Raw genomic sequence first — 26419 nt, 5'->3', positions numbered from 1 at the left:
CCTTTTTATTATTTAAAGTTAACGGTAGAAGCTATGCAATTATCTTTCCAAAAAAAATGGCAGCCATTTCTGACTGCCATTCACTTATTAACGTTATTTAACGCTTATTCTGCTATCTCTGCTTCTTCTAGCGTTTGTTGAGTACGGCTTGCTGCTGACTCTTGTCCAAAACCTTTAAGACCAACCACATGAACGTGCTCGCGATCTTTAAAGATCTTACGAACCAGTTTGTAGGTTGTCCCCTTCTCTGGACTGATGTTTTCTGGTGCCGCAATAAGAAGTTGCATGTCCAAACGGTCACACAATTCAAATAGCGTAGCGATAGACTTACCATCTAGACGCGCCGCTTCATCCAAGAATAATAGACGACAAGGCATAATATCTTTACTACGAAGACGACGAGACTCTTCTTCCCAGCTTTGAATAACCATTAGTAGGATCGCTTGACCAGTACCAATCGCTTCACCTGTTGATAGAGCGCCTGACTCTGCTTGTAGCCAACCATCTGCACCACGGTTTACTTCAATGTTTAGTTCAAGGTAGTTACGGTAATCCAGTAACTCTTCACCTAAGGTTTGTGGTGAACGTTGACCAACATCGATATGCGGGTTAATACGTTGGAACAATTTCGCAATCGCTTCAGAGAAGGTTAAACGAGCATTACCAAATAGATCTTGGTGTTGTGCTTGATGCTCACACAGACCCGCTAGTAGTGTTGCGTGAGTTTCACGAATACCTACGTTTAGACGAACACCCGTTACTTGACCAAAACCAATTTGTGATAAACCTTGGTTCAACATACGAATACGGTTTTGCTCACGTTGAATAGTCTTACGAATAATGTTCGCAACACTTTCAGAGCTTAGTGCTAAACGGTTTTCACGAGATGTCAGCTCTTCAGTCAGACGACCAAGCTCAGTTTCCATCTCTTCAATTGCTTCAACTGGATCATCAGTGTGGATGATATCTTGACGAATACGCTCACGAAGATGTTGGTATACAGCAATGTAGAACAGAACTTTACGCTCTGGCTTACTTGTGTCTTCAGAAGCACGCAGTGAATCACGTAGGTCTTCGTTATCTGCAACTGCTAGACGAAGCGCACCTAACGATTTATCCGACATTGAACGTAATTCTTCAGCACTTAAGTACGCAAGTTCACGTTTATGTAGACGACGTTCAACATCGTTCTCACGAGCTAAGCGTAGAACTGAACACCAGCCCGCTTTTGCATTAACAACAAAAGTACGTAAGTCTTTGTACAGTTTTTCAACTTTGCGTGATTGCTTAACTAGACCTTTAATCTCAAGTTCATTTGACGTGATGCCTTTTTCTAGCTCACTCTTACGACCACGAGAGCTGTGTAGACGCTCATTTAGCTCACTCTTACGAACTTCAGCACGCTCTAATGCACTGTGATCAGCATGAACACCAAGTTCTTGAAGTTCACGTTTAAACTCTTGAACCGTTTCTTGTTTTGCTTGATGCGAACTCTTAAGCGATGCCATTACTTGATTGTATTGGTTTGCTTGAGATTGAGCTTGTTTCTGCTGCTCTTTCGCTTTAGTACGTGCTTGTTCTGCTTGTACTAATTTCGCTTTAAGTTGTTCATTCAGTTCGCTGCTCTTATTCAGTAGTGCAACGGCATCCTCATAACCAAAGTGATGACGACGTTCTACTAAATCAGAAATAGCAAATAATTGTGCTTTTAAGCTTTGTAACTGTGCATCAATTTGCTCATGCTCTGCTTTTAAGGCATCAAATTGCTCAGGGTCTACTTCTAATGCACGTTGTAGTGTTTCTAGTTCTGCAATGGCTTTACCATTTTGACGTAAGAAACTTTCTGCTTCTGATACTTGTTCAACTTGAACACTGATCTCTTCAAAACGCTCTGTGATGGTTTCATCTTCAAGCACATTGATATGAGGTGCGATCTTAGCAAGTTGAGATAACGCTTCTTTAGACGCTGAAATTTGTGATTTATGCTGCTGCTCTGTCGCCACTAATTCTGTTAACTGACGGCTAACTTGTGCTAGTTGTTCACGAGCTTGTTTTAATTCAACTTCTGGATCCGCATCAAATGCCACAGCAAGGTGTGTTGATACAAAACCATTAAAGCTTTGGTACAGACGCTGTAATTTTTGTGAATCAAACGCCGCTTTTGCGTGTTCTTCAACTGCAATCTCACGCTCTTCACGTAATGTTTCTAAACGCTGTTCACGGGCTGCACGACCAAATAATGGTAATTCAGGGAAGCGAGAGTAACGCATTTGACGATCATTTAAGTGAACGCAAACTGCATTTTCCATCTCTTCAGCATCAAATACGCTATCATCAAACGCGTCAATATCGCCTTCGATGATGTAAAGATCATCCGGACAATCTTCAAGATCAACCAGTTTATCTTTGATACCTGATAAATCAGAAACAACGATCGCGTGACGAGCTGGACCGTAAAGTGAACTGAAGTATGGCGCATCACTTAATGTAATGTCATCGTAAATCTCAGAAAGCAGTACACCACCTAATGTATCAGCAAGACCTTTAAGACGTGCATCACCACTACCACCAGGGGCAGCTAAGCGCTCAATTTCAGACTCTAGTTCTTCTTTACGAGCAGCTAGACGATCTTTGTTTGTCGATAATACACGCTCATTTTCTAGCGTTTCTTGCATTTGGCTGATAACCATTTGGCTATCTTCCAGTTCAACACCACACTGCTCATTCAGTTTGTGTAGAGCGTCATTTGCTGCAATCCATTTAGGTGCAATAGACTCTAAACGGTGTGCTTCTGAACGATGTTGTTGTTCTTGGCGTTTTAGCTCTGAACGTTTATCAACGATATTTTCTTGCTGTTCTTGAACCGTTTCAAGCATCTCTTCATGACGTGCTTGCTCTTCTTCAAGAACCATTTCAGAATCAATCGTGATATTGAAACGTTTTGCATATTCTTCCGCAAGTTCTTGAGCTTGACGTTGCAGTCGAACCGCACGCTCAAGATCTTTATACTGTGCTTTAAGTTGTTCTGCACGCTCTGCAATATTGTTGAACTGGCGAGCTTGTTCAATTAAAGCTTTTGCCTTATCTGATGCTTCATTACGCTCAACATGACCTGCAATCGAAGTTACTAATGCTAAGCCGCGTTCAAACTGTTGAACTGCCGCAGAAGAAAGATCCAACTTATGTTTAATCGCAAGTAATGCGGTAGTTTGAAGTTCTTCTTTTGCTTTTAATTCGCTTTGAAGATCAATGGCATTATCTTGAGTTAACGACTCATTTGCTGTTAATTGCTGCGCTTTTTCAAGTGCTTTAACCGCTTGTTGGTATTGAAGTGCACGAGTTTGCTGCATATCCAACGCTTGTTGGTAATCAGCAAGCTGTGTTTTAAGACTATCAACTTCTTCTTCCGTTAATAGTGCTTGCTCTTCAGCCATTGCAAGTTGTTCTGCGGCTTCTTCCACCACCATCACTTGTTCTTCTAGACGCTCTGTTAGCTCTTCTAGATCTTCAGAGTAACGCTCAATCTTCTCTTGTTGACGAACCGCAGTTTGTACTAATTGAAGATGATCTGACGCTGCTTGGTAATCTTGCTCAAGGCCTGATTCTGATTCAGTAAGAAGCTCTAATTCACTCTGCATATTATTTAATACAGATGATAGATCCACTAAGCTGCGTTGCGCATTCATTAACTCAACACGATGCGTTAATGTTTGCTCAACTTTCTTACGGCGATCATTAGCATGACGCATGTAATCTGAAGCAACGTAATTCGTTGATTCTGTGATTAAATGTTTGAATAAATCACGATCAGACTGAGTCGTCTTAATCGCTTCTAATGTCATACGGTTTTCACGTAGTGCTGCTTCCATATCTTGGAAGGCTTTCTTAACACCACCATTTTGTGGCAATAAGTAATCACGCAGTGAACGCGTGATCGCACTTGAGATACCACCGTATAAAGAGGCTTCGATTAAACGATAGAACTTAGAACGATCGCTTGTGTTACGAAGTTTCTTCGGTAATACACCATAATCAAACATTTGAGCGTGATAATCCGTTACAGAATTAAACGCTTTAAATTGAACACCTTCGTACTGTGAAACTATCTCTTTTACGTCATTGATTTGACGAACACGAGCTTGATTTTCAGAAACCGATTCAATCATTAAGTCTGTTGGTTTTACATGGCTTGGTAGACCAACAACGATGAATGGTTTGATATCAACTTTCTTATCACGACCTGCTACTTGCTGTAATTTAACTGCAAAAAGTACACGTTGCTTACGAGAGTTAACAATATCTAGCGCTGCATAACATGCACCCGGTTTTAATTTACCGTGTAGACCTTTATCACGAGAAGCTTGAGAGCTACCCGCTTCTGTTGTGTTACGGAAATGCAGTAATGACTGGTCAGGAATAAGCGTAGTAATAAACGCCGCCATTGTGGTCGACTTACCAGCACCGTTACCACCAGAAAGTGTAGTTACTAGATTATCAATGTCAAAAGTACGGGCAAAAAAGCCGTTCCAGTTAACCATGGTGAGTGATTGATATTTACCACGTTCAATCATACTCATAGATCACCTTCCAATTCTAATTCATGTTGCTCTTCAGCCGGTTTTTCATTGCTATCTGCATCAAGATCTAAGCTAGATTGACTCGCTTCTTCTTGATGAACAACCACCGCTTCACCATCACGGATTAAACGTAATTGCGCTTCTTTCATATCATCGCTTGTACGTACATCTGCACCGAAACGGAAAACCGCTTCACTGATACGGAATTTACCTTGTTCACCAACAGGGATAATCATTCCTAGACGTTTTAAACGACGAAGAGAGGTTCTTACTTTATCAAACAGCTTTTCTTTATCTAAGTCAGAACCAGAAGCACGATTTGTTACTAGCTTCATTAGCTTTTGTTCATCAGCTAATACCAATAGCTCATCGAATAGCTCTTGATTAGTAAAGATACCTTCGTGAGCCAAACGCTCAGGACTTAGGTATAAGAAACACAATACTTTACCAACAAGCATATCAATTTCAGCTAAAACGCTACGTGCAATGAAAGACGTTGAACGTGGACGTAGGTAGAAAAAGCCCTCTGGAGCCTTTACCAGTTCAGCGTTATAACGTTGGTAAAACAGGCCTAGCTCATGTTCAAACTCACATAACAATGCGTGATTATCTAAATCTTCACTGGCAACATGACGACCAGAACGTAATAAACTGTCTAGCTCTGGGAATAATGGATTAGCAATCGCTTTTGCTAACTTCTCAGGCATAAATTCTTCAATATTTGTCAATGACATTTGCTTGTACCTTCGCACCGAATTCGTTAATAGACTGCCAATCAGGTTGAACGGCTTGGAAATCGGCTTCTGAATAACCGAGGCGCACCGCTTGATCTACCACAAGACGGGCAAGATCAAAGTGCTGAGAATGTGGGTATGTTGATAGGTAATTCTTAAGAATCGTACCTAACTCAATTGCTTCACCCGTATCTTTATGGTGTTGAAGCATCTCTGCTACACGCTCTGCAAGAATATCTGTGATCACACTTAATTCTTCGTATTCCATTTCATCTGGAACAATACCGGTTACTTCATCATCACGCAGTATTAGTGCTTCATCACGCATGTCACGAAGACGAGCAGCATCAGCGTAAGTCAGTAACCAAGGTGCATCAAAGTAACCTTTAACAGAATCACGTAAGCGTTGGCTAAATGCTCGGTTCTTATCCATATCAATTGCGGTACGGATAAACTTATGAACATGTCGGTCATAACCGATCCAAAGATCAATCGCTTGCTGACCCCAACTTACAATACGGTCTAACTTCATTTGTAATGAATACAACAGAGCGTCAATAAACTCGAGCTCTTCATTACCGTAAACAATTTCTTGAATATTCAACAGTTCTGTTTGCAGCTGATCGCCCGCAGCCTGCAATGAATCTTGCAGTTCACGTAAATTACCTGATGTTTCATCAAGCAATTTTTCACAGCTAGAAATCGCTTCACGCCAATTTTGGTTTAACAGCTCCGCAATTTCTTCTTTTACCGATTGCTGTTGTTCATCCATCACACGTTGGTTTAAATCGATACGATCAAAGATCTCACCAACGGAATATTTCAGAACACCATAAACATTTTTACGCCAGTGTTTTGCTTCACCGCCCTTTTCGGCTGCTTCTGATGCTTTTTGGATCTCTTCTGCAACCATCGCCAATTGAATAGAAAGCTTCAATTTAGAGAATTGACGGTGGCGCACATAATAATCAGTGATCCCGATAGCTAATGGCGTAAGACGATAGATGTTCATTCCATCAGTACTTTCACCACTAAAGCGGCTAATTAAACGTTGTTTTACTAATTCATTGATTGCATTGTTCGCACGAAAAGCAATGGTGTCACTGGATTGTCCAAATAACCCACTGATGATTCCAAACGCATCGTGAAGTTCGCCTTCACCTAGCTCATCATCAAATCTTTCATTACTGAGAACAGCAATGGCCAACAAAAATGCCAAACGCTCAGTTGGCAAATTCAATGAGAAATCGTGCTGTTTTACCCAACCAACCAGTTCATCAACAGTTTGGTCTGTAACAGCATTAGAAAACTCACTCATTGTGTATCCTTTGTGTACATCATTATTATTTTCTCTTCGCCCATACGTGAATATAACGGCCAAGAGAGAGATAAGGTTCTTGACGGCATAACTGCTCTTCGAGCTTTAGTACGTCTTCTATTTGGTAATCGCCCATGTATTCCATATTACCAATGTAATCATGAAATGAACGAATGCCTGATTTTCCTTTAATTTCATAACCTGCATCTTCAATCCACTGATACACGTCATTAGGCATTAGACCTTTTTGAGGTTGTAACTTAAACCTTTTTCGATGAGGCATACCATCTAAAACATGAGGAATATTGCCACAAATCACATTTTTGAGCACAAGGCCGTGATGGTTATAAAACATGATGGACGCATATCCACCCGGTTTTACTTGTTTTAAAAGAATATCTAGTGCTTCTTTTGGATTATCCAACCATTCCATAACCGCATGGAAAAGAAGAATATCAACCTCCCCGACATTATACTGTTCAATTTGTTGTACAGCAGTATGAATAAATTGATATTGCGGTAATAAACCGTTATCTTCGACCGCTTCTTTGGCTAATTTCAGCATTTCTGAAGAAATATCACATAACGTAACTGAATGACCACGTTTTGCAATTTGCTGAGAAACTTGTCCAATTCCACCACCGGCATCTAAAACGGTAAGTGGCTCAGATTTTGCATTATTTTCAGCTAAGATAGTTTCCATATCTTGCCATATAATTGTTTGACGGATCCCGCCCTTGTCGGAACCATAAATGTTCTTCGCAAATTTGTGGGCGATGTCGTCGAAATTACGGTCTTTATTCACAGTGGTTAAGTTATGATATTATCTATTGGAAACATGCATTGTCGCATAAGAGCTCAAGGAAGTAACAGCATGACGCTGTTTTTTGTTCTCAAGTGGTGATTTTTCATTCTATATCAGCGGTAATAGTTAAAAAATATGTTTGAGTTAAAGAAGTTTTTATCATCCATGTTAATGCCCCTACCTGGTTTTCTCCTAATTGGGTTTATTGGATTATTGATTTTATGGTTTTCAAAAAGGAAAGGATTTGCCTCTTTTTTATTAACTTTATCTCTTTTGGGTATTTTTCTGCTCTCTTTTCAACCAATCACAACACCATTATTAAAATCGACTGAACGAATTTATCCTTCGTTTATTGCGCCAGAGACGCCAGTTGAGTACGTACTTGTTCTTGGTAATGGTCACGTTGTAGATGACGAAATATCTCCTATTTCAGAGCTGTCGAGAGCAGCAGTAATGAGATTAACTGAAGGGATCCGTATATATCGTATGTATCCTGGTTCTAAAATGATTCTTTCAGGTTATAACGGTGGAACAACGGTAAGTCACGCGCGTATGATGGCTCGCGTTGCTCTGTCTTTAGGTGTCCAGAAATCAGATATTTTACTGTTAGAAAGCGCACGAGACACACACGAAGAAGCCATTCAAACCTTCAATTCGGTAGGTAAAAGTACACTTGTATTGGTTACTTCTGCGAGTCATATGCCAAGAGCGATGTCTGAATTCCATCAGCTAGGTATGGACCCTGTACCAGCTCCAACCAATTACCTTGCACATTCAGAAGTTAAACAACCTTGGGATAAGTACGCACCTAAAGCAAAATATTTAGAGCAAAGTGAACGTTTCTGGTATGAGCAAATGGGTCGTTGGTTTATGCAGCTAAAAGATTTAGTGATGAAGAAAGAGCAACAAGCTCAAGAGACGCCTAAACTGGAAATCGAAGATGTCATGGAAAAAGTAGACGAATTAAAAGATTCCCTACCTTTATCTGACGAAAAATAAAAACGTATATAAATAAAAAAGCACATACTGTTTAAAACGGTATGTGCTTTTTTTATATAAAATTGATACTACTTAGATAGAATCGTGCGTACTTTCTCTAAATCTTCTGGTGTATCAACTCCTGCCGCAGGCGCTTCTTTTGCTACTGCAACGTGAATTTTTTCACCATACCAAAGAACACGGAGTTGCTCTAAGCATTCAATTTTCTCAAGAACACTTGGTTGCCAATTAATGTATGTATTAATAAAGCCAGCACGATACGCATAAATACCAATATGACGAAGTAAAGGGTTTGCAGTAAGCGTCTCACCTTGAGCAAAAGCATCGCGATCCCACGGGATAGAAGCGCGACTAAAATACAACGCATAGCCTTCGGCATCCGTAACAACTTTAACGGCATTAGGATTAAACACATCGTCTTCTTCATCAATAGTTACAGCCAATGTTGCCATTGGTGCTACTGAATCTGACAAGTTTTGAGCCACTTGCTGAATAATACTAGGTGGAATTAGTGGTTCATCACCTTGTACATTTACAACGATCTCATCAGCTGAAATTCCGCATTTTTCGATCACTTCAGCAAGACGTTCTGTACCTGATTCGTGGTTTGGTGACGTCATGCATACATCACCACCAAAACCTTTCACTACAGCTTCAATACGGCTGTCATCCGTTGCGATGATCACACGGTCTGCCCCTGCCTTTGATGCTTGTTCGTAAACCCATTGAATCATCGGCTTACCACAAATGTCAGCTAACGGTTTACCCGGTAAACGAGTTGATTGGTAACGTGCAGGAATTATGACTGTGAACGACATGATTCAACCTCTTCCATTGTCATACGACGAGCTTCAGGCTCAAGCATTACAGGAATGCCATCTTTAATTGGGTAAGCAAGACGATCAATTTTACAAATAAGCTCTTGCTTATCTTTATCGTAGTTCAATTTTCCTTTACATACCGGGCAAGCTACGATTTCAAGAAGACGATAATCCATATTATTCTTTTACCTCAATAATTTTATTTAATATTTGTTGTGCTTTTTCTTCTGGGAAGGTCGCATCAACAGGCAAGTACCACCATGACGATTGAGCAAAAGACTGGCATTTAACTGCATCTTTTTCTGTCATGATTAACTGCTCGCCATACTGCATTAGTTGTTCAATTTCTGTTGGTTCAAACGCTTTATGATCTTCAAAACCTTGGGTATGAACCACATTCGCTTTCAGCTGATTAAGAGTCTCAAAAAATCGTGGAGGATGCCCTATTCCAGCAAAAGCAACTAAATTTGATAACGATGAAACACTGCGTCTTTCACCAGTGACTAAATTAATCGCTTCACTTGGTTGAAGTCGCATTGATACCTCATTTTCTTGAGGCTCTCCACCATTACAAATTAAGAAATCAACACTAGATAGACGCTCTACTCCCTCTCTTAATGGGCCTAGAGGAATATAACGCTGATTACCAAAACGACGCTTTCCATCAATAACAATAAACTCTATGTCTCGTTGAAGTGCATAGTGCTGTAGGCCATCATCAGTAATAATAAAATCAACGCCTTGCTGTTCAAGCATTTTAACTGCTTCACTGCGAACTGGGGCAACAGCAACTTCTGCTTTAGTACGTTGTTTAATTAAGACCGGCTCATCACCTGAAATATCTGGCGTTGTCGTTTCTGTTAATAAATAAGGATAATGCGGCGCTTTACCACCGTAACCACGAGAGGCAACACCTACTTTGTACCCTTTTGATTGCAGCTGCTCAACAAGCCACACTACAACTGGCGTCTTACCATTACCGCCAGCGGTAATATTACCAACAACGACAACAGGAACCGAAGAACGGTAGCTTTGTTTCTTACCACTTTGGTAATCTGATTTTCGTTTTGTGGCTATCCATTTGAATAGGCAACTAAGTGGCCACAATAATGGCCACAATAGCTTTCCTAAAAAATGGTTATCAAACCAAATTTTTTCAATCATTAATCACCAAACTGAATACGATGTAATTGAGCATAAGCTCCATCATGAGCGATAAGTTCAGCATGATTACCACGTTCAACCACTTCACCCTCATCCACAACTAAGATCTGATCGGCATCTTCAATTGTTGATAAGCGGTGAGCAATAACCAATACTGTTTTGTCTTTTTGCAGTTCATCTAGTGCAGATTGAATCGCTTTTTCAGATTCGGTATCAAGTGCAGATGTCGCCTCATCAAGAATTAATACTGGTGCGTTTTGTAATAATGCTCGAGCAATCGCAATACGCTGACGTTGGCCACCAGATAAACTTGCGCCATTTTCACCAATCATGGTGTCAAAACCGTCATCCATCTTATTAATAAAGTCAGAAGCGTAAGCAAGCTCTGCTGCTTTCTCTATTTCTAAACGGGTAAACTTACCTTCAGATGCATAGGCAATATTATTTGCAACCGTATCATTAAATAAATGAACATTTTGAGATACTAAAGCAAAGTGCTTACGTAAGTTTGGTAAGCGGTAATCTTCAATCTTATCGCCATCAAGACTTATTTCACCAGAATCAACATCATAGAAACGAGTAAATAAGTTCGCGATAGTACTCTTGCCTGAGCCAGAACGACCAACTAAAGCAATTGTCTTACCCGCAGGTAAATCAAAGCTAACATTACGTAGTGCTGGGCCGTCTGCTGTTGGATAAGTAAAAGTCACATTATCAACTTTAATGTCACCCTTTACTGTGTCTTTTTCAATCGTACCGTCGTCTTTTTCTTTATCCATATCCATTAATTCGAACAAAGTCTGACATGCTGCCATACCACGTTGGAAATCAGAGGTAACACTTGTTAATCCCTTCAATGGACGTAATAAACCAAACATTGCAGAGAAAACAACAGTGAAAGTACCTGGAGTCAATGTCTCTTTAATTGAATCAACACTTGCTAAATAAAGCACTGTAACTAAAGCAAACGACGCAATCATTTGAATAATCGGGTTAGCTAAACCTTGAGCAACAACCATTTTCATGTTTTGCTGACGCATGTGGTTACTGATGTTATCAAAGCGCTCAGATTCAACTTTTTGGCCACCGTAGCTAAGTACTACTTTATGTCCCTTTAGCATTTGCTCAGACGTTGCTGTTAAAGAGCCCATCGCCGTTTGCATATTTTTACTGATCTTTCTAAAGCGTTTAGAAACATTGCTAATAGCGAACGCAACAACTGGAGCAATAACCACTAATACCAATGAAAGCTGCCAACTGTTCCAAAACATCAGACCTAATAAACCAATAATGCTCGCAGATTCACGTACAATATTAACCAGCGCTTTACTCGTTGCCGCTGCTACTTGCTCTGAATCATAGGTAATTCGAGAAAGTAAACGTCCTGTTGATTCTTGATCAAAATAACTGACAGGCATATGCATAAAATGGTTAAAAATCTGGCGACGAATACGCATAACAACGTTACTCGCAACCCAACTCATACAATAACCAGAAACAAAACCACTTAGACCACGAATAAACATCATAGCTAAAATAATAAATGGCATTTTCTTCAAGAAGTCAGAATCTGCACTACCAAAACCTTCATCTAAAAGTGGTTTTAGTAAAGAGATCATGTAGGTATCACTTAAGGCATTAATCACAAGAGCGACAACAGCAACGCCTAGTCCCGCTTTATACAGAGAAATATGCGGCCATAAACGTTTGAATGTTGCCCATGTAGATTCGTCTTTTTCAATAGTCATAAGTACTTATTCTTCATATACAATTACCTTTATTCTACTCTGAATTTAAGTTATCGCCAAATAGCTTTCTGTACCAAACGTTCTGATTCACTTCTGAATACCTATTAATGTGTAATTTATCATTAATTACATAAAGGCTTATTTGACCAGATTGAGCAGTATCTAACCAAGTTATATTATTTTCGCTGTATTTTTGTTTTATTTGTTTACTAGGTAAATTCCATGGGCTAAACCGCCCTGTTGATACAATTGCTGTTTTATTCTTCATTGCATTAACCCAACGATCTGTTGACGATGTTGTGGAACCATGGTGTGGAACTAAGAGAACATCCACAGAGCCAAAATCATTTTGATTTAATATCAACATTTCTGAAATAGCATCAATGTCCCCAGTTAATAAAAATGTCCATTTATCAATATCAAGTTTAATCACACAAGAATGTGGATTATAAGCTCTTTTCACCAATTTTGGTGGCCATAAAACCTCAAACTCTATACTTCCTTCTCGCCATTTTTCACCTTGAATGCAAGGCATTGTTATGTCACTTACCTCACTAGTACGAACCCAATTTGGTGTAAATCGCTCGATTAAATAATCCTTACCTCCAGCATGATCATTATCTAGATGACTTAAAATTAAACCGGTGATCGATTGTATCCCTCGACGATGCAAAATTGGCTCTATAACACTCTCAGCAATACTTCCGTTACTCCACTTCATCCCAGTATCGTAAATAATCGTTTTATCGTTAGCTTCAATAAGCACAGCCAAGCCATGGCCAACATCTAAAAAATCAACTTGCCATTTCTTATCTGGCCTTATAAAAGCCGCAGAGATGAGTAGTATAAATAATGGATTAACTAATGCTTTAAGTGGCATAAAAAGTTTAAGCATTAACAATATAAGAATAAAAATAATGACTTGATTAAATACAGTAGGAAGCAAAAGCCAAGAATGCTCTGCTTGTTTAGCTAACCACCAAATCGGCTTTAATGAACCATTAGCCCTTTCCAGAACCACGAGCTAATTGGTAAACTCAGCATATCAAATGCGACAGCCACAAGACTAAGAGGAACCGTAAATAAACTCACCCACGGAACGGCTATCAAGTTGATGAATGGAGATAGATAACTTATTCCTGAGAAAAAATACCCTTGGATAGGAATCAACAACGTAAATAAACCAAATTGAATAAAAACAACTTGGGTTACTTTTTTTACTCTTCCATTTAATTTATCTGTTCCTATTTTTTGATAGATATACAAAGAAAATAGAACAACACTGACCGCACAAAAAGAAAGCCAAAAACTCATCGATAATGATGAAAATGGGTTTATAACTAAGCAAAGCAGTAAACACCATAAGAAAAAGAGATGTTTTGGCCATTTAATACGTAATATCAATAATATTGAAACTAAAAAACACGCAATTAATGCTCGAATGGTTGGTAATGAAAAATCAGCTAACCACGCATAAGTTGTCGCAAAAATACCTCCAAATAAAACAGGTAGCCAAACATGATAATGCGTAGGATTTAATGATCTAAAACCTCTTCCTACAAACCATCCGATTCCATAAACAAAACCAATATGCAAACCTGATATCGCAATAAGATGAGCTAACCCTGAGTTACGTAAAATTTGCCACTCACTCGCAGCAATATCTCCTTTATATCCAAATGTTAGTGCCAATAACAATGATTGATAATCATAACTAATTGTCTTGTTATAAGACTCTATAAACAAATTACTTCGATAAGATGTTGAAGGCATTAAGCGTGTTGCTGCCTTTATTTTCCCATAGGCATGTATGCCTTTTGATAATGCATACCCTTCCAGTTTATATCCAACTTCATTATGACGTCCTATCGGTGGTCTCAACGAAACATCAAACTGCCATACCTCACCTTGCTTAAAGAGAATGGATGCATCATCAGTCAGTTGCTTTTTAAAATCTCGAATCGACAGCCTTACTAGCGGGGAAAAATTAGGTAAAAACTTATTACTATTAAACTCAGTAACTTGTACTAAAATTGAAGATGTCGTTTCTTTAAATGCAATTAGACTTTGAATTTCACCTTTGATGGTAATATCATGTCCTTGACTATAAAGACTTTTATTTAAGTTTTGATAGTAAGTTATGTGTAAGGATGTGATGATTAATCCCAAAAAGATACCTTGTATCACTTTTAATTGGGAATATTTTAAAGCTGCTAAATAGCTAATAATACACAAAAAAAATACAGACGACGGCAGGTTTATCGGCCAAAAAGTCGATGAAAAAAGAATAAGAATTACGACAACGATCTTTATACGTATGTCATTTAACAGAAGCATAAACTAATGCCAAGAAAACTCATTAAACGTTTTTTACCAAACCACGAAACCATTAAGCGCCAAAAAGCCTTAAAAATATTTGGTAATGTTTTATACAATCCAAACTTATGGTGCTTAAATCGTCGCTCAGCAGCAGGCGCGTTTGCTGTCGGATTATTTATGGCTTTCGTTCCTCTTCCTAGTCAAATGATCATGGCAGCAGGCTTAGCAATTCTATGTAGTGTCAACCTTCCCCTTTCTATTGCTCTAGTTTGGGTTAGTAATCCTGTAACTATGCCGGTACTTTTTTATGGTGCTTATAAGCTTGGTGCATGGGTTTTATCAACTCCTGCTCAACATTTCCATTTTGAGCTTTCTTGGGAGTTTATTGGCTCTCAGATGTCGACGATTGGTCCTCCATTCTTATTAGGGTGCGCTATTTGTGGTATTTCATCCGCTCTAATCGGTTACTTTGGTATTCGTGGACTTTGGCGCTACTCGGTAGTTAGAAGTTGGCAAAAGCGAACTTTACGAATCAAACTATCTCGATAGGCATTTAATTAATACCCTTTTTTAATATCTCCATATACTGGCAGTAAATCTTTGCTGTCAGTTCACAAAAATCCCCTTTCATAAAATCAATACTTAGCCATCTTTAATTTATAATGATTTCATTGATTCGCATCTCAATAATCGAACAATCTCATTTTTGGTATTTAATCTCATCTTCCATTAAGAGAAACTAACTATACAAACTAAATAAGATCTATTAATGCTCAACAACAACAACACTTGCTAAGGGGAACATTTATGAATGAAGTACAAGAATGCCCAGTATGTCTATCAAATGAACTACTCATTTCTGATAGCCAAGAGACCATTATCTGTTCTGAATGCGGTGTGATAAAAAAGGATGGGATCTTTCTAGATAAACGAAAACTAGAATTAGAAGAAGCGGTTTAAAGACAATAAAAAAGCCCATACATATTTGCATGGGCTTTTATCTATTACTTAATATTTAAAGATTAAGCAAATACTTCTTGTAGTTGAGGAACAACTTGTTTCTTACGGCTTAGAACACCATCAAGCCATACACGGCCATTTACAGACGCTTTACCATATGCTTTTTCTGTTAGTTCTTCGTTATCACTGATAACTAACATTTCTGAGCCTTCTTTCATGATATCTGTTAATAGAAGAATCATAGTGTGGCGGTTACCTTCAGCTTTCATTGCTGCGATATCAGCTTCTAACTCTTCTTTAATTTCATCAAATACAGAAAGATCGATCACTTCTAATTGGCCAATACCAACAAGATCGCCATTCATGTTGAAATCTTTAAAATCACGCATAACAAGATCACGTACTGGTGTACCTTCTACTGCTGATTTTACTTTAAACATTTCCATGCCTAGTGCTTTGAAATCTTCAACACCAGCAATTTCAGCTAGTGCTTCAACACACTTGATATCAGCCGTTGTACATGTTGGTGATTTGAAAATTACAGTGTCACTTAAAATTGCACATAACATGATACCAGCAATGTTTTGTGGAATTTCTACATTGTAAAAATCATACATCATCTTAATAACTGTGTTACTACAACCAACAGGACGAATCCAGCACTCAAGAGGAGTTGAAGTAGTTAAGTCACCTAGTTTATGGTGATCAACAATACCTACGATAGTTGCTTCTGCAATATCGTCAGGTGCTTGAGTTAACTCTGAATGGTCAACAATGTACACTTCTTCACCAGCGTAACTTGTTTTTAATTCTGGCGTTTCAAGGCCAAATTTTTCTAGGATAAATGCAGTCTCAGGAGATACTTCACCTAAACGAGTAGGAATCGCTGCTTCACCAATCTGATTTTTTAAGTAAGCTAGTGCAATCGCACCACAAATTGAATCTGAATCTGGAACCTTATGGCCCACTACATACATTGACATTGTATTACTCTCCTTTAAATATGCGCGATATTCTAACAAATTGGAGGCATTTTAAAAGAAAAAGCTAATAACTTTCGATGTACATCTGCTTTCATATTCAAGCAAACTCACTCCCTTTTCTTAAGTCGTAGAAAGTAAAAAGGCTCTTTTCTTAAATATCAGATAGCAAAAAGGCTCATACCTTTCGATATAAGCCTTTTCTAAATATGGCAGGGGTGGAGAGATTCGAACTCCCAACACGCGGATTTGGAATCCGCTGCTCTGCCAATTGGAGCTACACCCCTGTAGTTTTTTTAAAGACTTAACTTTGTCTAACTCTTATTTAATTAAAAATAAGAAGAATTAAAGCCTGGCGATGTCCTACTCTCACATGGGGAAACCCCACACTACCATCGGCGCTATTACGTTTCACTTCTGAGTTCGGCATGGGATCAGGTGGGTCCATAACGCTATGGTCGCCAAGCAAAATTTGTTTATTAATCATACTAATGATTAATAATAATCTGGAAAACTGTTCTAATTTAAAACTAATTCTTAATCACATTCAATATTGTGTCTTGGTTAACGAATCCGTTAAAACCCCTTGGGTGTTGTATGGTTAAGCCTCACGGGCAATTAGTATCAGTTAGCTCAATGCCTCGCAGCACTTACACACCTGACCTATCTACGTCGTAGTCTCCAACAACCCTTTAGGATACTTAAAGTATCAGGGATGACTCATCTCAGGGCTCGCTTCACGCTTAGATGCTTTCAGCGTTTATCGATTCCGAACTTAGCTACCGGGCAATGCCACTGGCGTGACAACCCGAACACCAGAGGTTCGTCCACTCCGGTCCTCTCGTACTAGGAGCAGCCCCCTTCAATCATCCAACGCCCACGGCAGATAGGGACCGAACTGTCTCACGACGTTCTAAACCCAGCTCGCGTACCACTTTAAATGGCGAACAGCCATACCCTTGGGACCGACTTCAGCCCCAGGATGTGATGAGCCGACATCGAGGTGCCAAACACCGCCGTCGATATGAACTCTTGGGCGGTATCAGCCTGTTATCCCCGGAGTACCTTTTATCCGTTGAGCGATGGCCCTTCCATTCAGAACCACCGGATCACTATGACCTGCTTTCGCACCTGCTCGAATTGTCATTCTCGCAGTCAAGCGGGCTTATGCCATTGCACTAACCTCACGATGTCCAACCGTGATTAGCCCACCTTCGTGCTCCTCCGTTACTCTTTGGGAGGAGACCGCCCCAGTCAAACTACCCACCAGGCACTGTCCGCAACCCGATAAGGGGCCAACGTTAGAACATCAAGCATACAAGGGTGGTATTTCAAGATTGCCTCCACACATACTGGCGTACGTGCTTCAAAGGCTCCACCTATCCTACACATGTAGGGTCAATGTTCAGTGCCAAGCTGTAGTAAAGGTTCACGGGGTCTTTCCGTCTAGCCGCGGGTACACTGCATCTTCACAGCGATTTCAATTTCACTGAGTCTCGGGTGGAGACAGCGTGGCCATCATTACGCCATTCGTGCAGGTCGGAACTTACCCGACAAGGAATTTCGCTACCTTAGGACCGTTATAGTTACGGCCGCCGTTTACTTGGGCTTCGATCAAGAGCTTCGACCGAAGTCTAACCCATCAATTAACCTTCAAGCACCGGGCAGGCGTCACACCGTATACGTCATCTTACGATTTAGCACAGTGCTATGTTTTTAATAAACAGTTGCAGCCACCTGGTATCTGCGACTCCCGGCAGCTTAGAGAGCAAGTCTCATCACCGCTAGGAGCGTACCTTCTCCGAAGTTACGGTACCATTTTGCCTAGTTCCTTCACCCGAGTTCTCTCAAGCGCCTTAGTATTCTCTACTCGACCACCTGTGTCGGTTTGGGGTACGATTCCTTACAATCTGAAGCTTAGAGGCTTTTCCTGGAAGCATGGCATCAATGGCTTCACTACCGTAGTAGCTCGACATCGTATCTCAGCCTAGTGTGATCCCGGATTTGCCTAAGATCACAGCCTACATACTTGAACTTGGACGACCGTCGCCAAGCCCACCTAGCCTTCTCCGTCCCCCCATCGCAATTGTAAGAAGTACGGGAATATTAACCCGTTTCCCATCGACTACGCCTTTCGGCCTCGCCTTAGGGGTCGACTTACCCTGCCCCGATTAACGTTGGACAGGAACCCTTGGTCTTCCGGCGAGCGGGTTTTTCACCCGCTTTATCGTTACTCATGTCAGCATTCGCACTTCTGATACGTCCAGCACGCTTTACAACGCACCTTCAACCGCTTACAGAACGCTCCCCTACCCAATACAGTAAACTGTATTGCCGCAGCTTCGGTGTATAGTTTAGCCCCGTTACATCTTCCGCGCAGGCCGACTCGACCAGTGAGCTATTACGCTTTCTTTAAATGATGGCTGCTTCTAAGCCAACATCCTGGCTGTCTGAGCCTTCCCACATCGTTTCCCACTTAACTATAACTTTGGGACCTTAGCTGGCGGTCTGGGTTGTTTCCCTCTCCACGACGGACGTTAGCACCCGCCGTGTGTCTCCCGGATAGTACTTACTGGTATTCGGAGTTTGCAAAGGGTTGGTAAGTCGGGATGACCCCCTAGCCTTAACAGTGCTCTACCCCCAGTAGTATTCGTCCGAGGCTCTACCTAAATAGATTTCGGGGAGAACCAGCTATCTCCAGGTTTGATTGGCCTTTCACCCCTAGCCACAAGTCATCCGCTAATTTTTCAACATTAGTCGGTTCGGTCCTCCAATTGATGTTACTCAATCTTCAACCTGCCCATGGCTAGATCACCTGGTTTCGGGTCTATATCCAGAGACTGAACGCCCAGTTAAGACTCGGTTTCCCTACGGCTCCCCTAAACGGTTAACCTTGCCACTGAATATAAGTCGCTGACCCATTATACAAAAGGTACGCAGTCACACCACGAAGGTGCTCCTACTGCTTGTACGTACACGGTTTCAGGTTCTATTTCACTCCCCTCACAGGGGTTCTTTTCGCCTTTCCCTCACGGTACTGGTTCACTATCGGTCAGTCAGTAGTATTTAGCCTTGGAGGATGGTCCCCCCATATTCAGACAGGATATCACGTGTCCCGCCTTACTCGTTTTCACTGATGATGAGATGTCGGTTACGGGGCTATCACCCTGTATCGCGGCACTTTCCAGAGCCTTCACCTGTCTCATTAAAAGCTTAAGGGCTAACCCAATTTCGCTCGCCGCTACTTTCGGGATCTCGGTTGATTTCTCTTCCTCGGGTACTTAGATGTTTCAGTTCTCCCGGTTCGCCTCGCTACGCTATGTATTCACGTAGCGATACATGCTTATGCATGTGGGTTTCCCCATTCAGAAATCCCAGACTCAAATGGTTTTTACTACCTAATCTGGGCTTATCGCAAGTTAATACGTCTTTCATCGCCTCTGACTGCCAAGGCATCCACCGTGTACGCTTAGTCACTTAACCATACAACCCCAAGAGGTTTCGTATGGACCATTTGCTTTCACTTTTGAAAGTGAAGACAAAACAGCAACCAAGGTTGAACTCGTCGCTATCTCTGTATAAAAGATAGGGAGTTCTGATTTTTCGCCGGATTCGCTCTTTATTTCTACTTTAAAAGTAGAAACAAAATAATACCAAGAACACTTGAATGTGTTGTTCTTCGTTTTACAGAGTAAAATAAAGGATATTAAGAACTTTTAAATTTTGATTTAACTTAATCTCAGCCTGAGCTGTGATTAAGCTGAATCAGTCAGCTTTCCAAATTGTTAAAGAGCAGTATAACGTCACTACTTTTGTAGTGATAAAATACTTTTTAATCATTCTCAGACGGCAAAAATCCTAACCAGGGTCAATTTCTTGAACTGGTTTGGAATCCTTCCAAAAATATTTAAAGAGTATATCCATATGAAATGGTGGGCGATACCGGGCTCGAACCAGTGACCCCCTCCTTGTAAGGGAGGTGCTCTCCCAACTGAGCTAATCGCCCACATAGTATTTCAACTTATTCCTGACTCTATCAGGAATAAACCCATTCTCTGTGGAAAGAATGGTGGGTCGTGCAGGATTCGAACCTGCGACCAATTGATTAAAAGTCAACTGCTCTACCAACTGAGCTAACGACCCAATGGTATCCCGTAGGGGAGTCGAACCCCTGTTACCGCCGTGAAAGGGCGGTGTCCTAGGCCTCTAGACGAACGGGACACTGCGAAGGTGTTGGGCACCTTCTAAATCTCTTTACTTTTCAACCTTGCAATCTGTGTGAACACTCATAAATCGTAATCTATCGTTTAAGGAGGTGATCCAGCCCCAGGTTCCCCTAGGGCTACCTTGTTACGACTTCACCCCAGTCATGAACCACAAAGTGGTGAGCGTCCTCCGAAGGTTAAACTACCCACTTCTTTTGCAGCCCACTCCCATGGTGTGACGGGCGGTGTGTACAAGGCCGGGAACGTATTCACCGTAGCATTCTGATCTACGATTACTAGCGATTCCGACTTCATGGAGTCGAGTTGCAGACTCCAATCCGGACTACGACGCACTTTTTGGGATTCGCTCACTATCGCTAGCTTGCAGCCCTCTGTATGCGCCATTGTAGCACGTGTGTAGCCCTACTCGTAAGGGCCATGATGACTTGACGTCGTCCCCACCTTCCTCCGGTTTATCACCGGCAGTCTCCCTGGAGTTCCCACCATTACGTGCTGGCAAACAAGGATAAGGGTTGCGCTCGTTGCGGGACTTAACCCAACATTTCACAACACGAGCTGACGACAGCCATGCAGCACCTGTCTCAGAGCTCCCGAAGGCACTAAGCTATCTCTAGCAAATTCTCTGGATGTCAAGAGTAGGTAAGGTTCTTCGCGTTGCATCGAATTAAACCACATGCTCCACCGCTTGTGCGGGCCCCGTCAATTCATTTGAGTTTTAATCTTGCGACCGTACTCCCCAGGCGGTCTACTTAACGCGTTAGCTCCGAAAGCCACTCCTCAAGGGAACAACCTCCAAGTAGACATCGTTTACGGCGTGGACTACCAGGGTATCTAATCCTGTTTGCTCCCCACGCTTTCGCATCTGAGTGTCAGTGTCTGTCCAGGGGGCCGCCTTCGCCACTGGTATTCCTTCAGATCTCTACGCATTTCACCGCTACACCTGAAATTCTACCCCCTCTACAGCACTCTAGTTCACCAGTTTCAAATGCGGTTCCGAGGTTGAGCCCCGGGCTTTCACATCTGACTTAATGAACCACCTGCATGCGCTTTACGCCCAGTAATTCCGATTAACGCTCGCACCCTCCGTATTACCGCGGCTGCTGGCACGGAGTTAGCCGGTGCTTCTTCTGTAGGTAACGTCAAATGCTGCAGCTATTAACTACAACACCTTCCTCCCTACTGAAAGTACTTTACAACCCGAAGGCCTTCTTCATACACGCGGCATGGCTGCATCAGGCTTTCGCCCATTGTGCAATATTCCCCACTGCTGCCTCCCGTAGGAGTCTGGACCGTGTCTCAGTTCCAGTGTGGCTGATCATCCTCTCAGACCAGCTAGAGATCGTCGCCTTGGTGAGCTCTTACCTCACCAACTAGCTAATCTCACCTGGGCTAATCTTAGCGCGAGAGGCCCGAAGGTCCCCTCTTTGGTCCGAAGACATTATGCGGTATTAGCTATCGTTTCCAATAGTTATCCCCCACACTAAGGCATATTCCCAGGCATTACTCACCCGTCCGCCGCTCGACGCCCTTAACGTTCCCCGAAGGTTCAGTTAAGTCGTTTCCGCTCGACTTGCATGTGTTAGGCCTGCCGCCAGCGTTCAATCTGAGCCATGATCAAACTCTTCAATTAAAGTTTTGACTCAATGATTAATACTGATTGTTACATAAATTAATTTGTGTATTCACTCAGTTCATTGATAGTTGCTCACTCAATAATGAGTAAAGCTATTGTGACTACCAACTCATAAGTGTCCACACAGATTGCTAAGGTCAAATTATTAAAGAGCTCAAAACTAAGCGTTGCTTAATTTTGCGTGAAGTGTCATTTAAATTACTAAAAGTAAGTTACAAGTAACTTTTTAAAACTCCGTTCGCGTCAATGTTTCACTTCTTTGTTGAACCTCAACTCTTTCTAAGAAAGCTTTGCTGTGTCAACGGAAGCGAAGTATAGAGATTTCGATTTTTGTTGCAAGTATTTTTTTCAAAAAAACTTTTAAGCGTTCAAAAAACAAACATCTTGTTTTGAAAATCATCAATTCGAATAATATTTATTCTTCCCATTCGCGTTTCATCCGGCTAATCACTTGCTCAGGAACATTGTGAATACTTTTAAATTTCCCCTTACAGACATCTATCTTAATCTTAGCTCCAAATTTTTGAGCTATTTTTCTATACACATCAATTTCCCAGTGTTTAACAAATGTATTTGCAACCACGACACTTCTATTATGATAAAGGTGATATTCACATTGAGATTGACACCATTGATGCGCAGACCCTAATAACTTTCCATCAAAACAGTATTCTCCTGCTTCATTCATAAAAAACTGATCAGCTTCAATATGGATCAAACCTAAAGACTGAGCTAATGTCGTTTTACCACTGCCAGGTAGCCCTCTTAGTAAACGTAACTCAAGTTCTTTCATCATTTACCTTTGATTTCATCAAGTTTTCTTTTACAAACTCAGTAAATACTTTCAACCTTGATGGTATGTATTTATTTTGTGCGTATTGCATTGCGATAACACCGTGGTAATTCCCTTTAATTTGCCAATCAGATAAAACAGATATGACTTCATTATTCGCTAATGCTTCTTTTATAACAAAGTCTGGGAAAATCCCAATACCAAAGCCATCCTTTACACCATTTAACCTCATTTGCGAATGATTCACGGCATATCTACCGCTTACTGCAATGACATGACTTTCTGTGCCTTTAACAAATTCCCAAATATGGTCCGTTGTTGTTTCACCTAAAAATAAGCAGTCATGATTGGCTAACTCTTGCGGAAGATGAGGAATCCCTCTCTCTTCTAAATAAGTAGGACTTGCACATAGGCTTAAATTAACTTTACCTATTTCTTTCATAACCAAGCCTTCAGTCGGCTTATCTGTCAGCCTAAATACCACATCAATACCTTGAGCAATCATATCGATATCACCATCTGATGCTCTAAGTTTTAATTGAATCTTTGGGTATTTAGTTAAAAAAGGAGTAATCAACGGCTGAAGTACGATAGTTAAAAATGCTTTTGGGGCTGCAACAGTTAAACTTCCTGAAGGAACTGTATGTTCAGAGCTTGAAATATCAACAGCCTGTTGCGCAGCTTCAACCATGATGACTGATTGCTGATATATTTTTTTTCCTGATTCAGTGATCAGTAAACTACGAGTCGTTCGTTCAAACAACTTTACTGAAAGTGCATTCTCTAACCGAGTAATTAATTTACTCAATGCAGATGGAGTAACACCTAGCTTCTTTGCTGCAGCGGTAAAACTCCCTTCATTTACAACAACAATAAACGTCGCTAAATCCGGTAATAAAGTAATAAGTTTATTTGTGACCATGATTCACTAATGCTTTTCCATTTTTAGGGATAATAGTCGTAATTGATTTGAATTAGAATCTATTTATCGGATTTTGATTACACTTTTACGTGCAACAAACATAACTAAAAAAAGGAACCGCAATGTCTTCTGCATTCTACACACAGATTCAAAACCAAATTGAAGAAGTAAAAAACGAAGGTTTATATAAATCAGAACGTATTATTACTTCAGCTCAAAAAGCATCAGTTTCTATTTCTACTGGCCAAGAAGTACTAAATTTCTGTGCAAATAACTACTTAGGTTTAGCTAACCACCCTGCTCTTATTGAAGCAGCAAAAGATGGAATGGATGAGCATGGCTTTGGTATGGCATCAGTTCGTTTTATTTGTGGTACTCAAGATTCACATAAAGAATTAGAACAAAAGCTATCTACTTTCTTAGGTAAAGAAGACACTATTCTTTACACATCATGTTTTGATGCAAATGCTGGTTTGTTTGAAACCATTCTAGGTGCAGAAGATGCGATTATCTCAGATGCACTAAACCACGCATCAATCATTGATGGTGTGCGTCTATGTAAAGCAATGCGTTTCCGCTACGCAAACAACAACATGACTGAACTTGAAGAGCAATTAATTGCAGCAAAAGAAGCTGGCGCTCGTCATACGCTTATCGTAACTGATGGTGTGTTCTCAATGGATGGCGTTGTTGCAAACCTTCCTGCAATCTGTGACTTAGCAGATAAATACGACGCCCTTGTGATGGTTGATGACTCTCACGCAGTTGGCTTTATGGGTGAAAACGGTGCTGGTACTCATGAGTATCACGATGTAATCGACCGTATCGATATCATCACAGGCACACTTGGTAAAGCAATGGGTGGCGCATCAGGCGGCTACACTTCAGGTAAAAAAGAAGTGATTGACTGGCTTCGTCAGCGTTCTCGCCCTTACCTATTCTCAAACTCTGTTGCTCCGGCCATTGTATCTGCATCTATTCGTGTTTTAGATCTTCTGGCTGAATCAGGTGACCTGCGTTCTAAATTATGGGAGAACTCAGCGCATTTCCGTACACGTATGGAAGCAGCAGGCTTTACTATGGGCGGTGCTGATCACGCAATTATTCCAATCATGCTTGGAGATGCAAAAATCGCTGTTGAGTTTGCTGAACGTGCACTAGAAAAAGGGATTTATGTTATTGCATTCTCTTTCCCAGTAGTACCAAAAGGCCAAGCTCGTATTCGTACACAAATGTCCGCTGCTCACACTCGTGAACAGCTAGATCGTGCAATTGATGCCTTTATCGAAGTAGGTAAAGACATGGAGATCATTAAATAATGAAAATTAAAGCGCTTTCAAAATTAAAACCTGAAGAAGGTATCTGGCTAACTGAGGTTGAAAAACCTGAGATGGGTCATAACGATCTTCTTATCCGCATTAAGAAAACTGCCATCTGTGGTACCGATGTACATATCTACAACTGGGACGAATGGTCACAAAAAACAATTCCAGTACCTATGGTTGTTGGTCACGAGTATGTAGGTGAAGTTGTTGGTATTGGTCAAGAAGTGCGTGGTTTTGAAATTGGAGACCGCGTTTCAGGTGAAGGTCACATAACTTGTGGTCATTGTCGTAACTGTCGTGGCGGCCGTACTCACCTTTGTCGTAATACAACAGGCGTAGGTGTAAACCGTACTGGTGCTTTTTCTGAATACCTAGTGATTCCTGCTTTCAATGCATTTAAGATCCCTGCTGGCATTTCAGATGACTTAGCATCAATCTTTGACCCATTTGGAAACGCAGTTCACACTGCTCTATCATTTGATTTAGTTGGTGAAGACGTTCTAATCACGGGTGCTGGTCCTATTGGCATCATGGCGGCGGCTGTTGCAAAACATGTTGGTGCACGTCACGTCGTGATTACTGATGTGAATGAATACCGCTTAGATCTTGCTAAGAAAATGGGCGTAACTCGTGCCGTAAACGTAATGAACGAGAAGCTTGAAGATGTGATGTCTGAGCTTGGCATGACAGAAGGCTTTGATGTCGGTTTGGAAATGTCTGGTAATCCATCAGCATTTAATAGCATGCTAACTAACATGAACCATGGCGGTAAAATATCTCTTCTAGGTATTCCACCATCAGACATGACTGTTGATTGGAACCAAGTTATCTTTAAAGGCTTAGTCATCAAAGGCATTTACGGACGCGAGATGTTTGAAACTTGGTATAAGATGGCAAGCTTAATTCAATCAGGCTTAGATCTAACACCAATTATCACGCACCACTATAAGATTGATGACTTCCAAGCAGGCTTCGATATGATGCGCTCTGGTATGTCTGGTAAAGTTATTCTAGATTGGGAATAATCATTCTCATTTAAAATGAACTATAATAAGGCTAAACTTCGGTTTGGCCTTTTTTATTTTCATTTTTAGA

At 40.9% G+C, this 26419-nt stretch carries 18 protein-coding genes, 4 tRNA genes and 3 rRNA genes; 5 read left to right on the top strand and 20 right to left on the bottom strand.

All coding sequences use genetic code 11. The features are described from left to right. Positions 1 to 104 precede the first annotated feature (104 nt). From mukB to cmoM, 4 genes are read right to left on the bottom strand one after another with little or no spacing between them, the layout of a single operon-like run. A complete protein-coding gene (gene mukB, locus AAFX60_016320; protein XDF79953.1) occupies positions 105 to 4577 on the bottom strand; it encodes a chromosome partition protein MukB in 4473 nt (1490 codons plus the stop codon). Beyond that, a complete protein-coding gene (gene mukE / locus AAFX60_016315) occupies positions 4574 to 5311 on the bottom strand; it encodes a chromosome partition protein MukE (protein ID XDF79952.1) in 738 nt (245 codons plus the stop codon). The genes mukB and mukE overlap by 4 nt, the downstream gene beginning before the upstream one ends. After that, the gene (mukF, locus tag AAFX60_016310; GenBank protein ID XDF79951.1) at positions 5292 to 6629 is read right to left on the bottom strand and encodes a chromosome partition protein MukF; all 1338 of its coding nucleotides are present in this window, start codon (positions 6627 to 6629) and stop codon (positions 5292 to 5294) included. Before mukF ends, mukE begins: the two co-directional genes overlap by 20 nt. Before the next feature lie 25 nt (positions 6630 to 6654). Then, positions 6655 to 7434, bottom strand: a complete 780-nt coding sequence (gene cmoM / locus AAFX60_016305) for a tRNA uridine 5-oxyacetic acid(34) methyltransferase CmoM (protein XDF79950.1) — start codon at positions 7432 to 7434, stop codon at positions 6655 to 6657. A 135-nt stretch (positions 7435 to 7569) separates the two neighbouring features. Here cmoM and elyC point away from each other — a divergent pair, with 135 nt between their 5' ends. Beyond that, positions 7570 to 8433 (top strand): envelope biogenesis factor ElyC, encoded by an 864-nt coding sequence (gene elyC / locus AAFX60_016300; GenBank protein ID XDF79949.1) that lies wholly within the window; start codon positions 7570 to 7572, stop codon positions 8431 to 8433. A 68-nt stretch (positions 8434 to 8501) separates the two neighbouring features. On the opposite strand, the gene kdsB is transcribed toward elyC, so the two are convergent. From kdsB to AAFX60_016270, 6 genes are read right to left on the bottom strand one after another with little or no spacing between them, the layout of a single operon-like run. Continuing rightward, positions 8502 to 9251: a 3-deoxy-manno-octulosonate cytidylyltransferase gene (gene kdsB / locus AAFX60_016295; GenBank protein XDF79948.1), complete on the bottom strand. Its 750-nt coding sequence runs from the start codon at positions 9249 to 9251 to the stop codon at positions 8502 to 8504. Continuing rightward, positions 9233 to 9430: a Trm112 family protein gene (locus tag AAFX60_016290; protein XDF79947.1), complete on the bottom strand. Its 198-nt coding sequence runs from the start codon at positions 9428 to 9430 to the stop codon at positions 9233 to 9235. The genes kdsB and AAFX60_016290 overlap by 19 nt, the downstream gene beginning before the upstream one ends. Position 9431: 1 nt before the next feature. After that, entirely contained in the window at positions 9432 to 10418 is a 987-nt protein-coding gene (lpxK, locus tag AAFX60_016285) for a tetraacyldisaccharide 4'-kinase (GenBank protein XDF79946.1), read from the bottom strand. After that, positions 10418 to 12166 carry a lipid A ABC transporter ATP-binding protein/permease MsbA gene (gene msbA / locus AAFX60_016280; protein ID XDF79945.1) on the bottom strand — a complete coding sequence of 583 codons (1749 nt, stop codon included), beginning with the start codon at positions 12164 to 12166 and terminating at the stop codon, positions 10418 to 10420. Before msbA ends, lpxK begins: the two co-directional genes overlap by 1 nt. 34 nt (positions 12167 to 12200) lie before the next feature. Further along, complete coding sequence (locus tag AAFX60_016275; GenBank protein XDF79944.1) at positions 12201 to 13187, bottom strand: DNA internalization-related competence protein ComEC/Rec2; 987 nt, start codon at positions 13185 to 13187, stop codon at positions 12201 to 12203. Further along, the gene (locus tag AAFX60_016270) at positions 13157 to 14503 is read right to left on the bottom strand and encodes a ComEC/Rec2 family competence protein (GenBank protein ID XDF79943.1); all 1347 of its coding nucleotides are present in this window, start codon (positions 14501 to 14503) and stop codon (positions 13157 to 13159) included. The genes AAFX60_016275 and AAFX60_016270 overlap by 31 nt, the downstream gene beginning before the upstream one ends. A gap of 6 nt (positions 14504 to 14509) precedes the next feature. On the opposite strand from AAFX60_016270, the gene AAFX60_016265 reads away from it, so the two are divergent. Together AAFX60_016265 and AAFX60_016260 are read left to right on the top strand one after the other, a co-directional pair. Then, positions 14510 to 15034 carry a DUF2062 domain-containing protein gene (locus AAFX60_016265; protein XDF79942.1) on the top strand — a complete coding sequence of 175 codons (525 nt, stop codon included), beginning with the start codon at positions 14510 to 14512 and terminating at the stop codon, positions 15032 to 15034. 258 nt (positions 15035 to 15292) lie between these two features. Continuing rightward, positions 15293 to 15445 carry a nonsense-mediated mRNA decay protein NMD3 family protein gene (locus AAFX60_016260; GenBank protein XDF79941.1) on the top strand — a complete coding sequence of 51 codons (153 nt, stop codon included), beginning with the start codon at positions 15293 to 15295 and terminating at the stop codon, positions 15443 to 15445. 62 nt (positions 15446 to 15507) lie between these two features. Here the strand turns inward: AAFX60_016260 and AAFX60_016255 are convergent, their stop codons facing one another. From AAFX60_016255 to AAFX60_016210, 10 genes are all read right to left on the bottom strand, one after another. Then, positions 15508 to 16428 carry a manganese-dependent inorganic pyrophosphatase gene (locus tag AAFX60_016255; protein ID XDF79940.1) on the bottom strand — a complete coding sequence of 307 codons (921 nt, stop codon included), beginning with the start codon at positions 16426 to 16428 and terminating at the stop codon, positions 15508 to 15510. A 207-nt stretch (positions 16429 to 16635) separates the two neighbouring features. Then, positions 16636 to 16712: transfer RNA gene (locus AAFX60_016250), tRNA-Trp, on the bottom strand. A gap of 63 nt (positions 16713 to 16775) precedes the next feature. After that, positions 16776 to 16891 (bottom strand): 5S ribosomal RNA (gene rrf / locus AAFX60_016245). Between the two features lie 131 nt (positions 16892 to 17022). Beyond that, positions 17023 to 19908 (bottom strand): 23S ribosomal RNA (locus AAFX60_016240). A 447-nt stretch (positions 19909 to 20355) separates the two neighbouring features. After that, a tRNA-Val gene (locus AAFX60_016235) sits at positions 20356 to 20431 on the bottom strand. Between the two features lie 61 nt (positions 20432 to 20492). Beyond that, a tRNA-Lys gene (locus AAFX60_016230) sits at positions 20493 to 20568 on the bottom strand. A 2-nt stretch (positions 20569 to 20570) separates the two neighbouring features. Next, positions 20571 to 20646 (bottom strand) — tRNA-Glu (locus tag AAFX60_016225). Between the two features lie 87 nt (positions 20647 to 20733). Next, a 16S ribosomal RNA gene (locus AAFX60_016220) occupies positions 20734 to 22281 on the bottom strand. Together the 16S, 23S and 5S rRNA genes with 4 tRNA genes alongside form the textbook arrangement of a ribosomal RNA operon. Before the next feature lie 418 nt (positions 22282 to 22699). Further along, positions 22700 to 23080 (bottom strand): AAA family ATPase, encoded by a 381-nt coding sequence (locus AAFX60_016215; GenBank protein XDF79939.1) that lies wholly within the window; start codon positions 23078 to 23080, stop codon positions 22700 to 22702. Beyond that, positions 23064 to 23999 carry a LysR family transcriptional regulator gene (locus AAFX60_016210; protein XDF79938.1) on the bottom strand — a complete coding sequence of 312 codons (936 nt, stop codon included), beginning with the start codon at positions 23997 to 23999 and terminating at the stop codon, positions 23064 to 23066. The genes AAFX60_016215 and AAFX60_016210 overlap by 17 nt, the downstream gene beginning before the upstream one ends. 122 nt (positions 24000 to 24121) lie before the next feature. On the opposite strand from AAFX60_016210, the gene AAFX60_016205 reads away from it, so the two are divergent. Continuing rightward, the gene (locus tag AAFX60_016205; protein XDF79937.1) at positions 24122 to 25318 is read left to right on the top strand and encodes a glycine C-acetyltransferase; all 1197 of its coding nucleotides are present in this window, start codon (positions 24122 to 24124) and stop codon (positions 25316 to 25318) included. Beyond that, positions 25318 to 26349 carry an L-threonine 3-dehydrogenase gene (gene tdh / locus AAFX60_016200; protein XDF79936.1) on the top strand — a complete coding sequence of 344 codons (1032 nt, stop codon included), beginning with the start codon at positions 25318 to 25320 and terminating at the stop codon, positions 26347 to 26349. Before AAFX60_016205 ends, tdh begins: the two co-directional genes overlap by 1 nt. Positions 26350 to 26419 lie beyond the last annotated feature (70 nt).

The sequence above is a fragment of the Aliivibrio fischeri genome (genome assembly GCA_038993745.2).
GTDB classification, from domain to species: Bacteria; Pseudomonadota; Gammaproteobacteria; order Enterobacterales; family Vibrionaceae; genus Aliivibrio; species Aliivibrio fischeri_B.
The sequence above is the reverse complement of the archived record's forward strand: the minus strand, read 5'-3'. Positions and strand labels throughout refer to the sequence as shown.